This window comes from Buchnera aphidicola (Aphis aurantii), from assembly GCF_039388985.1.
GTDB lineage: Bacteria > Pseudomonadota > Gammaproteobacteria > Enterobacterales > Enterobacteriaceae > Buchnera > Buchnera aphidicola_BL.
Window position 1 is genome coordinate 394530 of the sequence record NZ_CP135021.1, and the last position, 14884, is coordinate 409413.

Annotated in this window: 12 protein-coding genes; 4 read left to right on the plus strand and 8 right to left on the minus strand. The window is 25.5% G+C overall.

Annotation, left to right across the window (positions count from 1 at the left end):
* From RJT32_RS01840 to RJT32_RS01850, 3 genes are read right to left on the minus strand one after another with little or no spacing between them, the layout of a single operon-like run.
* The gene (locus RJT32_RS01840; protein WP_343154056.1) at window positions 1-942 is read right to left on the minus strand and encodes a rhodanese-related sulfurtransferase; all 942 of its coding nucleotides are present in this window, start codon (window positions 940-942) and stop codon (window positions 1-3) included.
* A 56-nt stretch (window positions 943-998) separates the two neighbouring features.
* The gene (locus RJT32_RS01845; protein ID WP_343154057.1) at window positions 999-3872 is read right to left on the minus strand and encodes a valine--tRNA ligase; all 2874 of its coding nucleotides are present in this window, start codon (window positions 3870-3872) and stop codon (window positions 999-1001) included.
* 59 nt (window positions 3873-3931) lie between these two features.
* The gene (locus RJT32_RS01850) at window positions 3932-5428 is read right to left on the minus strand and encodes a leucyl aminopeptidase (protein ID WP_343154058.1); all 1497 of its coding nucleotides are present in this window, start codon (window positions 5426-5428) and stop codon (window positions 3932-3934) included.
* 225 nt (window positions 5429-5653) lie between these two features.
* On the opposite strand from RJT32_RS01850, the gene argF reads away from it, so the two are divergent.
* The 4 genes from argF to RJT32_RS01870 all read left to right on the plus strand — a co-directional run bounded on the left by argF (window position 5654) and on the right by RJT32_RS01870 (window position 8602).
* Complete coding sequence (gene argF, locus RJT32_RS01855) at window positions 5654-6670, plus strand: ornithine carbamoyltransferase (protein ID WP_343154059.1); 1017 nt, start codon at window positions 5654-5656, stop codon at window positions 6668-6670.
* Window positions 6671-6767: 97 nt separating this feature from the next.
* Window positions 6768-7700, plus strand: a complete 933-nt coding sequence (gene pyrB, locus RJT32_RS01860) for an aspartate carbamoyltransferase (protein WP_343154060.1) — start codon at window positions 6768-6770, stop codon at window positions 7698-7700.
* 12 nt (window positions 7701-7712) lie between these two features.
* Window positions 7713-8168 carry an aspartate carbamoyltransferase regulatory subunit gene (pyrI, locus tag RJT32_RS01865; protein ID WP_343154061.1) on the plus strand — a complete coding sequence of 152 codons (456 nt, stop codon included), beginning with the start codon at window positions 7713-7715 and terminating at the stop codon, window positions 8166-8168.
* Window positions 8169-8209: 41 nt separating this feature from the next.
* Window positions 8210-8602 (plus strand): Rid family detoxifying hydrolase, encoded by a 393-nt coding sequence (locus RJT32_RS01870; protein ID WP_343154062.1) that lies wholly within the window; start codon window positions 8210-8212, stop codon window positions 8600-8602.
* Window positions 8603-8655: 53 nt separating this feature from the next.
* Here RJT32_RS01870 and RJT32_RS01875 read toward each other — a convergent pair whose 3' ends face one another.
* The 5 genes from RJT32_RS01875 to rbfA form a co-directional block, all read right to left on the minus strand.
* On the minus strand, window positions 8656-10425 hold the full coding sequence (locus RJT32_RS01875; RefSeq protein WP_343154063.1) for a DEAD/DEAH family ATP-dependent RNA helicase: 1770 nt from the start codon (window positions 10423-10425) through the stop codon (window positions 8656-8658).
* A gap of 356 nt (window positions 10426-10781) precedes the next feature.
* Window positions 10782-12905 (minus strand): polyribonucleotide nucleotidyltransferase, encoded by a 2124-nt coding sequence (pnp, locus tag RJT32_RS01880; RefSeq protein ID WP_343154064.1) that lies wholly within the window; start codon window positions 12903-12905, stop codon window positions 10782-10784.
* A 257-nt stretch (window positions 12906-13162) separates the two neighbouring features.
* Window positions 13163-13432 carry a 30S ribosomal protein S15 gene (gene rpsO, locus RJT32_RS01885; protein ID WP_343154065.1) on the minus strand — a complete coding sequence of 90 codons (270 nt, stop codon included), beginning with the start codon at window positions 13430-13432 and terminating at the stop codon, window positions 13163-13165.
* Window positions 13433-13536: 104 nt separating this feature from the next.
* Entirely contained in the window at window positions 13537-14448 is a 912-nt protein-coding gene (truB, locus tag RJT32_RS01890) for a tRNA pseudouridine(55) synthase TruB (RefSeq protein ID WP_343154066.1), read from the minus strand.
* Window positions 14449-14462: 14 nt separating this feature from the next.
* Complete coding sequence (gene rbfA / locus RJT32_RS01895; RefSeq protein ID WP_343154067.1) at window positions 14463-14828, minus strand: 30S ribosome-binding factor RbfA; 366 nt, start codon at window positions 14826-14828, stop codon at window positions 14463-14465.
* Between the last annotated feature and the right edge of the window lie 56 nt (window positions 14829-14884).

A 14884-nucleotide genomic window follows, 5' to 3' on the forward strand; every position in this document is an offset into this window, starting at 1 on the left:
TTATATATTTTTCATACAATCTATAGAACAACAATTTTTAAAATTAATTGAACAATTATTACATTGAATAAATAATAAATGACATAAACTAAAACAACAATTTACATAATTATCTGAAGGTTGATTACATTGTTTACAAAATGATATAATATCTTTTGATATTTTTTCACTTATTCGATTATCAAAGACAAACATGCTTCCTTTAAATAAAATAGGTAATTTGTTTTTTTTTGCCTGATTCACATATCCAATTATTCCACCTTTAATATGATAAACATTTTTAAATTTATTAAATATCATCCAAGATGTTGCTTTTTCACATCGAATTCCACCTGTGCAATACATTACTATATTTTCATATTTATTGTTATCATGCATAATTTTTATTAAATTTCTTAATTGCTCTCGAAATGTTTTGCTTTTAATTTCCAATGCATTCGGAAAGTGACCTATTTTATATTCATAAGAATTTCTCATATCAATAAATATTGTTTTTTTATCATTCAACATAAGATTCACTGTTTTTGCATCAATATAGATTCCAACATTCTCAAATTTAAATAAAGAATCTGTAATACCATCATTTATAATATATTTTTTAATTTTTACAGAAAGAAGCCAAAATGCACTTGTGTTGTTAACATTAAATGTTTTATTAATGTATAAATTATTTAATAATGGATGCAATTGATATAAAAATTTTTTAAATATTAAATACATATTAGTTGGAATACTAATTTGAGCATTCATTCCTTCATGCGATATATATACTCTACCTAGTATATTATATTGAGAAAAACTTTTATAAATTTTATCTCTAAATTCTTTAAGATTTTGAATACAAAAATATTTATAAAATGAAAGAATTAAACGAGGTTGGTTTGTTAATAATATATTTTTTTTTAGTTCTTTTTTTGAAAAACAATTATATAACATTGACATAATAAACCTATACTATTTTAAGGGAAAAAAATATTTAAATAACAAATAAATCATTATTAATACTCATCAAGTGAATGATTAAAAATTTTGATTTGATCGAATAATTTTAAATAAATTGAATTTAAATTTTTTAGTTTTTCTTTTTCTTTTTGTACAATATGTTGGGGAGCATAACGCAAAAAATTTTTATTTAAAATTTTTTCTTTTACAAATAAAATTTGCAACTTTATATGTTTTATTTCTTTATTTAATCTTTTTAATTCAGTTCGTTTATCTATCACTTTAGTTAAAGGAATAAATACTTCTACTTTATCAATTATTTTTTTTATCGATAATAAAGGTTCTTTATATTCTTTAGAAACAATTTGAATCTTATCTAAATACAGCATGTTTTTAAAAAACAAAAAATTTTCTTGAATAATTTTTTTCTGATCTAAAGAAACATTTTTTAAAAATAACGATAAACATTTTTTAGAATTAATATTCATTTCAGATCTAATATTTCTTATAAAAATAATAATTTTTTTTATCCAACTCATATAAAATAAAACTGCTTCATCATATAACGAATCATTATATTCCGGAAAAGACTGAAGCATAATTGTTTTTTCTTTAATATTTTTAATTTTTTTTACTCGTTGCCAAATAGTTTCAGTAATAAAAGGAATAATTGGATGTAATAATTTTAAAAGATTTTCTAAAATATAGATTAAAACATTTTTTGTAAAATATGAATCTTGAAATGAACCAAATTTAATAATTAATTTAACAAATTCCAAATACCAATCACAAAAAGTATTCCATGTAAAATCATATAAAATATTTGCTGAAATATCAAATCTATAACTATCTAAAGCATCTCTGTATAATTTTACTGTATTATTAAACTCTATTAAAATCCATTTATTAATAAATAACATATTGCTATTTATTGAGAAATCAAAAAAATGATGATTTTTTGTATTCATTAAAACAAATCGACTAGCATTCCAAAGTTTATTACAAAAATTTCTATATCCTTTTAATCTCCCCATGTCCCATTTAATATCACGTGTATTAGAAGCTAAAGCGCAAAATGTAAAACGTAGTGCATCTGTACCTGTTGGACTAATACCGTTAGGGAATTGTTTTATAGTACGTTCTTTTATTTCTTTTAATAATTTTGGTTGTAATAAATTATTTGTTCTTTTTTTAATTAGTTCAGCCAATGAAATACCATCTATCATATCTAAAGGATCAATTACATTACCTTTGGATTTTGACATTTTTTGACCTTCTTCATCACGTATTAAACCTGTAATATAAACATTTTTAAAAGGCACTTGAGATACGCCAGATTTGTCTTTAACGAGAGACATAGTTAACATTATCATTCTAGCAATCCAAAAAAAAATGATATCAAAACCACTCACTAAAACATTAGTAGAATGAAAAACTTTTAAAAATGCTGTTTTTTTAGGCCATCCTAATGTAGAAAAAGTCCATAAACCAGAAGAAAACCAAGTATCTAAAACATCTTGCTCTTGAGTCAATATGACATCATTTGGTATATTGTATTCTTTTCGTATTCTTTCTTCATCATATCCAACATATATATTTTTTTGATTATCATACCAAACTGGAATACGATGTCCCCACCATAATTGACGTGATATACACCAATCTTCAATATTATTCATCCAAGATAAATACATAGTTTCATATTGGGAAGGAATAAAATTAATTCTTTTATCTTTAACTGCAGAAATTGCTAAATTAGCTAATTTTGAGGTTTTTAAATACCATTGATTAGTTAACATAGGTTGAATTATAACACCACTTCGATCACTATGAGGCGTAATTACCTCACATTCTTCAACTTTGTCCAAAAGTCCTATTTTTTTTATTTCATTCACAATTTTAATTCTTGCAGAAAGAATATCTAAATTTTGAAATTTAGTTGGCACTAATGAATTATAAATATTTGATTTATTTCCTTCATAATCATAAACATCAAAATTAATTTTAATTTTTCCACTAAAAGTAAAAATATTTATCATTGGCAATCGATGGGTTAAACCTACTTTATAATCATTAAAATCATGTGCTGGTGTAATTTTTACACAACCTGTTCCTTTTTCTATATCGGCATATTTATCTCCAATAATAGGTATAATTCTATCAACCAAGGGACATATGGCAAATTGACCAATAAGCTTATTGTAATTTTTATCTTTTGGATTAACAGCGATCGCTGTATCTCCTAATAAAGTTTCAGGTCGAGTAGTAGAAACTATTAAATATTTAACTTGATTATTATTTTTTTCGTGATCACAAATAATAGGATATCTTATAAACCATTTTTTACTTTTTATTGGTCGATGTTCTACCTCTAAGTCTGAAATAACTGTTTCTAGTTCTGAATCCCAATGTACTAATCTTTTTTTTTGATATATTAAATTATTCTTATAAAAAATAATAAAAGCTTCTTTAACAGATTTACAGATATCAGGATCTAAAGTAAATTTTTCACGATCCCAATCAACAGAATTACCTAAACGTCTTATTTGATTGGTAACAATTAAATTATATTTATTTTTCCAAGACCATATTTTTTGAATAAATTCATCTCTTTTATAATCTTTTTTAGTTTTGTGCTCTTCGAGATATATTTGCCGTTCAACTAGAATTTGTGTTGCAATTCCAGCATGATCTGTTCCGACTTGCCACAGTGTATTTTCTCCTTGCATTCTGTGGTAACGAATTAATATATCCATAATAGTTTGTTGAAATGCATGCCCCATATGCAAGTTTCCAGTAATATTAGGAGGTGGCATCATAATACAAAACGATGGTTTAGTTACATCGTTATTAGGTTTAAAATATCCATTTTTTTCCCAAAAATTATATAAAGGCTCTTCAATATCTCTAGGGTTATAAGTTTTTTCCATTTTATTTAATCACTTTTTATGTAAAAGTAATATTTCTCGTTAAATGATTTTTATATTATTTAATATTTATTATAATTTGATATATTTAATAAAAATTGAGATAAAAGCTCTACGGGACGACCTGTAGATCCTTTGTTTATACCAGATTCCCAAGCAGTTCCAGCAATATCTAAATGAGCCCAATGGTATTTTTTTGTAAATTGTGATAAAAAACAAGCGGCTGTTATTGCGCCAGCGCCTCCACTACCAATATTTGAAAAATCAGCAACATTAGAATTAATATTTTTTTCGTATTCTTGAAATAAAGGTAATCTCCATACTTTATCATTTGTTTCTTTAGAAGCTTTTTCTAAATTATCAACTAAATCTTTATTGTTTGAAAATAACCCAGTTACATAATGTCCTAATGCTGCAACGCATGCACCAGTTAAAGTGGCAATATCAATCACTATATCGGGCGAAAAACGTTCAATATACTTGAAAACATCACATAAAACTAAACGTCCTTCAGCATCTGTATCCAAAACTTCTACTGTTTTACCAGACATAGTAGTTAAAATATCCCCTGGTCTAAAAGCAGAACTTCCTGGCATATTTTCACATCCAGCTAAAACACCAATAATATTTAAAGGTAAATTTAATTCGGCAGCCATAATTAAAGTTCCATATACAGCCGCAGCACCACACATATCATATTTCATTTCATGCATTTTTTTTGATGGCTTAAGAGAAATCCCTCCAGAATCAAATGTTAATCCCTTTCCCACTAACACAATAGTTTTCTTATCAACAATATTTTTTCTAGAATATCGAATTACAGACATATATGGTTTGTTTTTAGATGAAGAACCTACTGCTAAATAGGCATGCATTCCTAAATTTCTCATTTCATTTATATCAACAATATTCACACTAATATTATTTTTATAACTATTAGATAGTTCTTTCGCTTGTAAAGACAAGTACAATGGATTGCAAATATTAGGAGGTAAATTACCAATTTTTTTTGAAGCAGTTAAACCTAAATCAATAGCTAAAGAGTGTTTTAGAGCAATTTGAGCTGATGAAAAAAAATTTTTATCTGTTATATTAAACGTAATAGAATGTAAATATACCTTTTTTTTTAAAAACGTATTTATTGTAAAAATTTCTTTTTTAATACAACTGATTATTTTTCGAATAAACCAATATGTACTATTATTACAAGAATTTAATTCAGTGAAAGAAAAAATAATATTTTTAATAGATCGCTTATTTAGTGTTTTAATACTGTTTCGTAGAATTGCACTAATAGAATTTGAATTAAAACTACTTTTTTTCCCGCATCCTATTAATAATATTCTTTTGGATATAATGTTTGGAACATCATATAATAATAAAGTTTTTCCTATTTCTCCACTAATATCTCCTTGAGTAATTAATTTACTAATATAACCATTACTATAATTATCTAAATTTTTAGAAGAAACTGTTAATTGATCACATTCAAAAATACCAGAAATTATACAATCTGTTTTTTCTTTCGGTAAATCAATACTTTTAATAAAAAATTTCATAATATATCTCAATAATTTTATTTTTTTTTGAAAGTGTATAATATAAATAATTTTATAAAAATAAAATAAAAATCTTAAAAATAATCAAATATTATATACTATTTGCTATTAATGTCTTAAATTGTAATCATATTCATGATATCTTTTTTATTTATATTAATATAATTTATATTAATATCATATTTATATATAAATTTTTATCTAATTTGAAAGAGAATTTAAGTTATGAAGCATCTTTATAAACGTCATTTTTTAAGATTACTAGACTTTTCTAATACAGAATTAGAAAATATTATTATATTATCTGAAAAATTAAAAAAAATAAAAAAAAATAATCAAGAAATTCAATTGTTGAAAAAAAAAAATATTGCTTTAATTTTTGAAAAAGAATCAACTCGTACAAGATGTTCTTTTGAAGTAGCTGCTTTTGATCAAGGTGCACATGTTACTTACCTTGGACCAGGTAGTACTCATTTTGGAACAAAAGAATCAATTGAAGATACAGCCAAAGTGCTTTCTAGATTATATGATGGAATTGAATATAGAGGTCATGATCATAGTGTTATAGAAACCTTATCAAAACACTCTAATGTACCTGTATGGAATGGATTGACAGACAAATTTCATCCCACTCAAATAATTGCGGATTTATTGACAATGAAAGAAGTTTTCAAAAAAAAACAATTTTTTGAAATAAAATGTGCATATATAGGAGACTCTCATAATAATATAGCAAATACTTTATTAGAAGCTGCATCTATTTTAGGAATAGATTTACGTTTAATTTCTCCTAAACCATATTGGCCAGAAAAAAACATTTTAAATGAATGTCAAAATAAAGCAAAAAACACGAGCAAAATAACATGCACTGAGAATATTAAAGAAGGTGTAAAAGATGTAGATTTTATTTACACAGATGTTTGGGTTTCTATGGGAGAACCAGAAACAACGTGGAAAGAAAAAATAGTATTATTAAAAAATTATCAAGTGAACCAAAATATGATAAATATGACCAATAATCCAAATGTAAAAGTATTACATTGTTTACCTGCTTTACACGATAAAAAAAACACTCTAGCAAAATCAATATTAAAAGAATATAATTTACAAGATGGAATAGAAATCACAGATAATATTTTTCAAAAAAATGAACAAATTATTTTTGAGCAAGCAGAAAATAGATTGCATACTATAAAAGCTATTCTTATATCTAGTCTTATTAAAAAAATTAATTTAAAATAAAATATGATTTATACAAAATTCTTTGTTAACTGTTTCTCATCTTATTTATAAAAATCATGCCAACTACTTTTTTATCTATAATCAAGGAATTTAGAAGTTGAGAAACTCTTTATATAAAAAAAATATAATTTCAATTAATGATCTTAAACGTGACGAATTAGAATTAGTTTTAAAAAAATCTGCTATTCTGAAAAAAAAACCAGAACCTGGCTTATTAAAAAATAAAATTATTGCTAGCTGTTTTTTTGAAGCATCTACTCGTACACGTTTATCGTTTGAAACTGCCATTTATCGGCTAGGTGCTTCAATAATAGGTTTTTCTGATGGAAACAATATATCTTTATCACAGAAAGGAGAGTCATTAGAAGATACTATTTCAGTAATTAGTTCATATGTAGACGCTATTATTATTCGACATCCACAAGAAGGTTCTGCTCGTTTAGCTGCAGAATTTTCTAATAGTATACCAATATTTAATGCTGGAGATGGATCAAATCAACATCCCACTCAAACATTATTAGACTTATTTACCATTAAGGAAACACAAAATCGACTTAATGAATTAAATATTGCAATGGTAGGTGATTTAAAATATGGAAGAACAGTACATTCTTTAACGCAAGCATTAGCAAAATATAAAAAAAACAAGTTTTTTTTTATTTCACCTGATGCATTAACTATGCCAAGTTATATTAATGATATGCTTTTAGAAAATCAAATTAGCTGTACAAGATGTCAAAATATAGAAGAAATTATTTCTGAAATTGATATTCTTTACATGACACGTGTTCAAAAAGAAAGACTTGAATCTACTGAATATGCAAATTCGAAATCAAAATTTATATTACATACCAAAACCTTAAAAAATGCTCGTAATAATTTAAAAATATTACATCCTCTTCCTCGCATAGATGAAATTGATTATGATGTTGATAAAACACCTTATGCTTGGTATTTTAAGCAAGCTGCAAATGGTATTTATGCACGTCAAGCAATACTATCATTAGTGTTAATAGAAAATCATTTTTAAATAAGAAAAAATATGCAAATAAATAAGCTTCAAGTAGAAGCTATAAAATGTGGAAGCGTGATTGATCATATTCCTTCTCAAATAGGTTTTAAGCTTTTATCTTTATTTAGATTTACAGAAACAGAAAATCGAATTACTATCGGATTAAACTTGCCTTCTCAAAAATTAGGTAAGAAAGACATTATTAAAATTGAAAATACTTTTTTAAGTGCAGATCAAATTAATCAATTGGCTATATATTCACCTTGTGCTACAGTAAACTATATTGATCAATATAATTTAGTAGGTAAAATATTTCCAAAGTTACCGAAAAAAATAGATCGTATTTTAGTATGTCCAAATAGTAATTGTGTTAGTCATAACAATAGCATTAATTCTAGTTTTATTTTTATAAAAAAATTAAATAGCATGAATTTAAAATGCCAATATTGTGAAAAAGAATTTTCTAAAAACATAGTTTTATCATAGTCAACGTAATAATAAAATTTTATTCAAATCATGGTGCACTTATGAAGATTATTAATACAAAAAATGCTCCTTATCCCATTGGACCATATTCACAAGCTATACAATTCGATAATTTTTTAATTACATCTGGACAAATACCAATTGACATAAAATCTGGAATGATACCAGATAATATTGATAAGCAAACATTTATAGCATTAAAAAATATTAAATGTATTCTTCAAGAATCAAAATATGAAATAAAAGATATCATAAAAATAACAATTTTTACAATTAACTTAAAAAACATTCAAATTATTAATGAGATATATAAGAATTTTTTTTTAGAAAATAAATCCTCTTTTCCTGCAAGATCTTGTGTAGAAGTACAAGCATTACCAAAAAATGTTAAAATTGAAATAGAAGCGATTGCATATAAAAAAAATAAAAATTAAAATTATTTCAATAATTTATAAAAATTCAATATGCCGCGAAGCGGCATAAAAAATTAAACATTTTTACGACGTGGAAAAGATGATTTTATTTCATTTTTAATCGAATGAGATTTATTCAAACGATTTTCAGAAAATCGCCGATTATTATACAATCTATTCTGATAATGTTTAAAATCTTTTAATAATTTTATATTTGTCGATTTATTTAAAATTCTAGTTTTTGTAAGATGTTGTAATAATTCTTTAGATAATCCTTTAGGTAATTCAATAGTAGAATATGAAGAAAATAACTTTATATTTCCAATATTTCGACTATTTATATTTCCTTCATTAGCAATAGCACCGACTATATGACGAACTTCAATCCCATCATTACGACCAATTTCAATACGATATACATCTATATCTTTGATATCTTTTCGATCACGACGATATCGATAATTTCTATTGTCTTCACGTCTACGATCATCTTTAAAAAAATTTTCTCGAATAGGTCGTTTTAATAAATCTTTTTTAACAATTAAAGGACGACCGCCTTGAGCCATCTTCAACAAAGCTGCTGCAAGAGTTTTAATATCCAAATCATCAGAAGAATATAACTTATCTAATAACTCTATATATTCGTTCAAATCTTTACTTTCAAGTTGTTGTTGCACTTTTTTTGCAAAATGTTGAATCCTTTTTTCACATAGTAATTCAATTTTTGGTAACTGTACTTCTGGAATAGATTGATTCATTGTACGCTCAATATTTCGTAACAATCGACGTTCACGATTTTCAACGAATAATAATGCTCGACCTGCTCGACCTGCTCGACCTGTACGTCCTATACGATGAACATAAGATTCAGAGTCCATTGGAATATCATAATTGATAACAAAACTAATTCGGTCAACGTCTAAACCACGAGCAGCAACATCTGTAGCAATTAAAATATCTAATCTTCCGTTTTTTAAGCGATCTAATGTTTGTTCTCGTAACGATTGATTCATATCTCCATTTAAAGCTGCGCTATTATATCCGTGCCGTTCTAATGCTTCAGATACTTCTAAAGTAGCATTTTTTGTTTTAACAAAAATAATTGTAGCAGAAAATTCTTCTACCTCTAAAAAACGAATTAACGCATCTGTTTTTCTACCATACACCATCCAGTAGCTTTGTTTAATATCTGGTCGTGTAGTTACATTAGATATAATCTTTATTTCTTTAGGATTTTTCATAAATCTTTTAGAAATACGTCTTATTACATCTGGCATAGTTGCTGAAAATAAAGCAGTTTGATGTTCTTTAGGAATTTTAGACATAATTGTTTCTACATCTTCTATAAAACCCATTCTTAACATTTCATCTGCTTCATCTAAAACTAAAGAGTGTAAATTTGAAAGATTTAAAGTTCCTCTTTTCAAATGATCTAATAAACGCCCTGGAGTCCCTACAACAATTTGAGGCCCTTGTTTTAATGCACGTAATTGTAATTCGTATCTTTGTCCTCCATATAAAGGTAATACGTGTACTCCGATTATATATTTGGAAAAAACGGAAAAAGCTTCAGCTACTTGCACAGCCAATTCTCTTGTTGGCGCTAATACTAAAATTTGAGGTGCTTTTAAAGCAATTTTTAAATTATGTAGTAATGGTAATGAAAAAGCAGCTGTTTTTCCGCTTCCTGTTTGCGCCATTCCTAGTACATCTTTTCCATTCAAAAGTAATGGAATACATGCTTCTTGAATAGGAGATGGTTTAACATATCCCATTTCATTTAAAGATTTAATGATAAACGAATTTAAACCAAGAAAAGAAAAAGTTTTTTCAGTATGAGTCATGCAATAGATATGCCTTTTAAGTTACAATGGCCAGTCTACATAGCTCATTATGAAAATATATATATTATTTATTCTCATTGAAAAGTGTGAACCGGCTCCAATTAATAATTTAATAAATATGATATAAAATAAATAATATTTATTACTAATAATTTATTCAAAATATTAGCAATTAATTAAAAATTTTTAAAAAATTTAATATCTATTTATTAAACAAGAAAAAAATCAAATAAAACCAATAATAACATTGTCATTTATATATTTAATATTATATTATTTTTTATGAAAATATAAACATTTGTATTATTAAAAAATAAAATTTTATTTAAAAAATAATTTATTTGTAAACAATTATATCAGATAAAAATATTATTTATAGATTTATTAGATACAATAGAATCTTTTACCTCTTTAATACTAAGTCTTAAACGTCCTTGTCTATCAATCTCTAAAACTTTTACAGGTATAATTTGATCTAGTTTCAAATGATCAGATACTTTTTCTACTCTTTTATCAGAAATTTGAGAAATATGTACTAATCCTTCTTTTCCAAATCCTATGGCAATAAAAGCGCCAAAATCAACAATTCTTGTCACTTTTCCTGAGTAAATACGTCCAACTTCAATTTCTGCCGTAATTTCTTCAATCCTACGAATTGCATTTTTCGCTTTTTCTCCAATAGCAGCAGATATTTTAACTGTTCCGTCATCTTCAATTTCAATTATAGTTCCTGTTTCTTCTGTCAACATCCTTATTACAGAACCTCCTTTTCCTATTACATCTTTAATTTTTTCTGGATTAATTTTAATTGTATGAATTCTAGGTGCAAATTCAGAAATTTCTTTTCTAGGTACACTTAATGCTTGATGCATAACATTTAAAATATGTAATCTAGCAGCTTTCGCTTTTTTTAAAGCAATATGCATAATTTCATTCGTTATACCTTCTATTTTGATATCCATTTGCAATGCTGTTATACCTTTTTTAGTACCAGAAACTTTAAAGTCCATATCGCCTAAATGATCTTCATCGCCTAAAATATCTGAAAGTAAAACATAATTATCACCCTCCTTAACTAAACCCATAGATATTCCAGCTACAGCAGATTTTATTGGAACTCCAGCATCCATTAAAGCTAACGATGCACCACAAACGGAAGCCATAGAAGAAGAACCATTTGATTCAGTTATCTCAGAAACTATTCGAATAGTATATGGAAATTGATCAATTTGAGGCATAACTGCTAAAAGGCTTCTTTTAGCTAATCGACCATGCCCAATTTCTCTTCTTTTAGGAGATCCAACTATACCAATTTCTCCTACAGAGTAAGGTGGAAAATTATAATGAAATAAAAAATTATCTGTTTTATCACCTAATAATTCATCTAAATTTTGCGCATCTCGAGATGTCCCTAAAGTAACAGAAACTAAAGATTGTGTTTCACCACGAGTAAATAAAGCAGATCCGTGAGTACGAGGTAAAACACCTGTTCTAATATCTAATGCACGAATCATATCTTTTTCTCTACCGTCAATACGATTTTCGTTATTTAATATACGTTTTCGAACAATATTTTTTTCAATTTTTTGAAAAATTTCATCAATTTCGCTTATATCAATATTTGAATTTTCATTTAAAAACAGTTTGATAATATAATCTTTAATGCAATTTAACTTTTCATATCTTTCTTGCTTATTAAATATTAGATAAGCATTACTAATATCTTTTCCAATTAATTTTACAAGTTTAGATTCTAATGTAGTATTTATTTCAGGATAAGATATAATCCAAGGCAACTTACTAGCCTCATTTGATAAAGAACGAATATTATTAATAACTACTTGTTGTTGTTGATGACCAAAAATGATCGCTCCAAGAACTTGTTCTTCACTTAATATTTTTGATTCTGCTTCTACCATTAAAACAGCATTCTGAGTTCCTGATATAACTAAATCTAAAAAACTAGATTTCATATCTTCAGTAGTAGGATTTAAAATATATTGATCGTTAATTAATCCAACTCTAGCAGCTCCTATTGGACCATAGAATGGAATTCCAGATAAACTTAAAGCAGCTGAAGCGCCAATAATAGAAATTATATCAGGATTAATCTGCGGATTAACTGATACTACTGTAGCAATAATTTGAATTTCATTGAAAAACCCTTTTGGAAATAAAGGACGAATCGGTCTATCAATTAATCGCGCAGTTAATATTTCATTTTCACTTGGACGACCTTCTCTTCTAAAAAAACCTCCAGGTATTCGACCGGCAGCATATGTTCTTTCTTGATAATTCACCGTAAGAGGAAAAAATTTCTGTCCAGAATGGATTGTTTTATTTCCAACAACTGTAACAAAAACAGCGGTGTCATCCATACTAGCCATTACAGCAGCTGTTGCCTGTCGAGCCATTATACCTGTTTCTAATGTAATTGTATGTTGGCCATATTGAAATTTTCGTACAATGGGATTCAGCAAAATAATATCCTTAATATAAAATTAATTTTTTTAATAATTATAAATTAAATAATTTGAAAATAAAAATATCAATATATTTTATAAAATTATCGATTAATTATAGATTAAATATTTATTTTTAATCGAAATAAGTTTATTTGATTAATAAAAACATTTGAATAGAACTGTAAAAAAAGGGCTAATCAAGCCCTTTATAAAAAAGTTATATCTAAAAATTGATTCACAATATTTTTATAATCTTAATAATATAAAAATTTTTATCTTCTTAAATTCAAATTTTCAATTAATATAGTGTAGCGAGATATATTTTTTTTCTTTAAATAATTTAATAATTTACGACGCTTAGAAACCATATTTAACAAGCCTCGGCGACTTGAATGATCTTTTTTGTGTTGAGAAAAATGTAACTGTAGATGATTAATTTGATGTGTTAATAATGCAACTTGTACTTCAGTGTTTCCACTATCTTGATCATTTTTTCCGTATTTTATAATTTTTTCTTTCGTATTTATTATGTTAAGAGACATTTAATACCTCATATATTTTAAATTATATTCAACTAATATTTAGTCAAATTATTTAAAAAATAATATCATGTCATTCTTAAATTTAATAGAAAATAACTTAATTACTACATAGAAATTAATCGATGAGGACTTAATATTTCTTCAGTATTAATTTTTCCTAATCCAAGAAATATTTTTTTTTCTTTTTCAAAAACACGAACTAAAGTGTTTTGAATATCAGACTTAAAACTAATTTTTTGTCCTAATTGAAAATGTAAAGACTGTTTATTCGAAAGATATATTTTCTTGAAAAAACAAACAGTAGCATCAACAGGCATTAACAAATGATTTAATTTTTTAATATTTTTTTTATTTGCAAGATCTTGTAAATAAGGTATCGTAACTAATTTGGAATAAGGAAGTGATCCTATTTGAATTCTTCGCAATGAAATAACATGTGCACCACAACGTAATTTTTCTCCTAAATCATCAATCAACGATCTAATATATGTTCCTTTTGAACAAAATACATTCAATGCAATTAAATTATTTTTTTTTTCAATTAAATTGAGTTCATATATTTTAATTCGTCTGATATCCCGAGGAACACTTAATCCTTTTCTAGCATATTTATATAACGGAATACCATTATACTTAATTGCTGAATACATTGAAGGTAATTGATTAATAGAACCAGTCATTTCTTTTAAAGCACATTCTAATTCAATGCTTGTAAATGAAATTACTCTTTTTTTTAAAATAATTCCATCAGAATCAAAAGTAGACGTTTTTTCACCTAACTTAGCAATAACATTATATTTTTTATCAGAATTATTTAAATAAGAAGAAAATTTTGTACTTTCTCCAAAACAAATTGGCAACATACCAGATGCCAAAGGGTCTAAAGTGCCAATATATCCTGTTTTTTTTGCATTAAAAATACTTTTTACTTGTTGTAAAGTATTATTTGAAGATATTCCTATAGGTTTATCTACCAACAAAAATCCATCAATATTTCGTTTTTTATAAAAAAACATCAAACCATCCTTTATTAATGAATATTTTTCGTTAATTTACTTAATAATAAAGAAATTTTATTACCTTTTTCAAAAGAATCATCATAATAAAAAACAATATTTGGTATAATTCTTAATCTTAATTTTTGACATAACAATTTTCGAATATAACCAGATGCTTTATTTAATAAAATTAATATTTTTTTTGAATTGAAATTATTATTTTTTTTTAAAAAACTAATAAATACTTGAGCATAAGATAAATCTTTAGATACAACTACTTCAGATATTGTAATAATAGTTTTAAACCGTGGATCTTTAAGAAAAAATTGTATAATAATTGCAATATTTTTTTGTAATTCATGGGCTATTCTAGAAGATCGACTAAATGATTTTTCCATCTTTTATTACCAATATTTTATATATATTTAAACACATAAATTTATTTATAAATTTT

What these genes read in the sequence shown, in the direction of transcription:
- RJT32_RS01840 (WP_343154056.1), bottom strand. Translation starts at nt 942, where the DNA reads ATGTCAATGTTATATAATTGTTTTTCAAAAAAAGAACTAAAAAAAAAT.
- RJT32_RS01845 (WP_343154057.1), bottom strand. Translation starts at nt 3,872, where the DNA reads ATGGAAAAAACTTATAACCCTAGAGATATTGAAGAGCCTTTATATAAT.
- pyrI (WP_343154061.1), top strand. Translation starts at nt 7,713, where the DNA reads ATGCAAATAAATAAGCTTCAAGTAGAAGCTATAAAATGTGGAAGCGTG.
- truB (WP_343154066.1), bottom strand. Translation starts at nt 14,448, where the DNA reads ATGTTTTTTTATAAAAAACGAAATATTGATGGATTTTTGTTGGTAGAT.
- RJT32_RS01875 (WP_343154063.1), bottom strand. Translation starts at nt 10,425, where the DNA reads ATGACTCATACTGAAAAAACTTTTTCTTTTCTTGGTTTAAATTCGTTT.
- RJT32_RS01850 (WP_343154058.1), bottom strand. Translation starts at nt 5,428, where the DNA reads ATGAAATTTTTTATTAAAAGTATTGATTTACCGAAAGAAAAAACAGAT.
- RJT32_RS01870 (WP_343154062.1), top strand. Translation starts at nt 8,210, where the DNA reads ATGAAGATTATTAATACAAAAAATGCTCCTTATCCCATTGGACCATAT.
- rpsO (WP_343154065.1), bottom strand. Translation starts at nt 13,432, where the DNA reads ATGTCTCTTAACATAATAAATACGAAAGAAAAAATTATAAAATACGGA.
- rbfA (WP_343154067.1), bottom strand. Translation starts at nt 14,828, where the DNA reads ATGGAAAAATCATTTAGTCGATCTTCTAGAATAGCCCATGAATTACAA.
- argF (WP_343154059.1), top strand. Translation starts at nt 5,654, where the DNA reads ATGAAGCATCTTTATAAACGTCATTTTTTAAGATTACTAGACTTTTCT.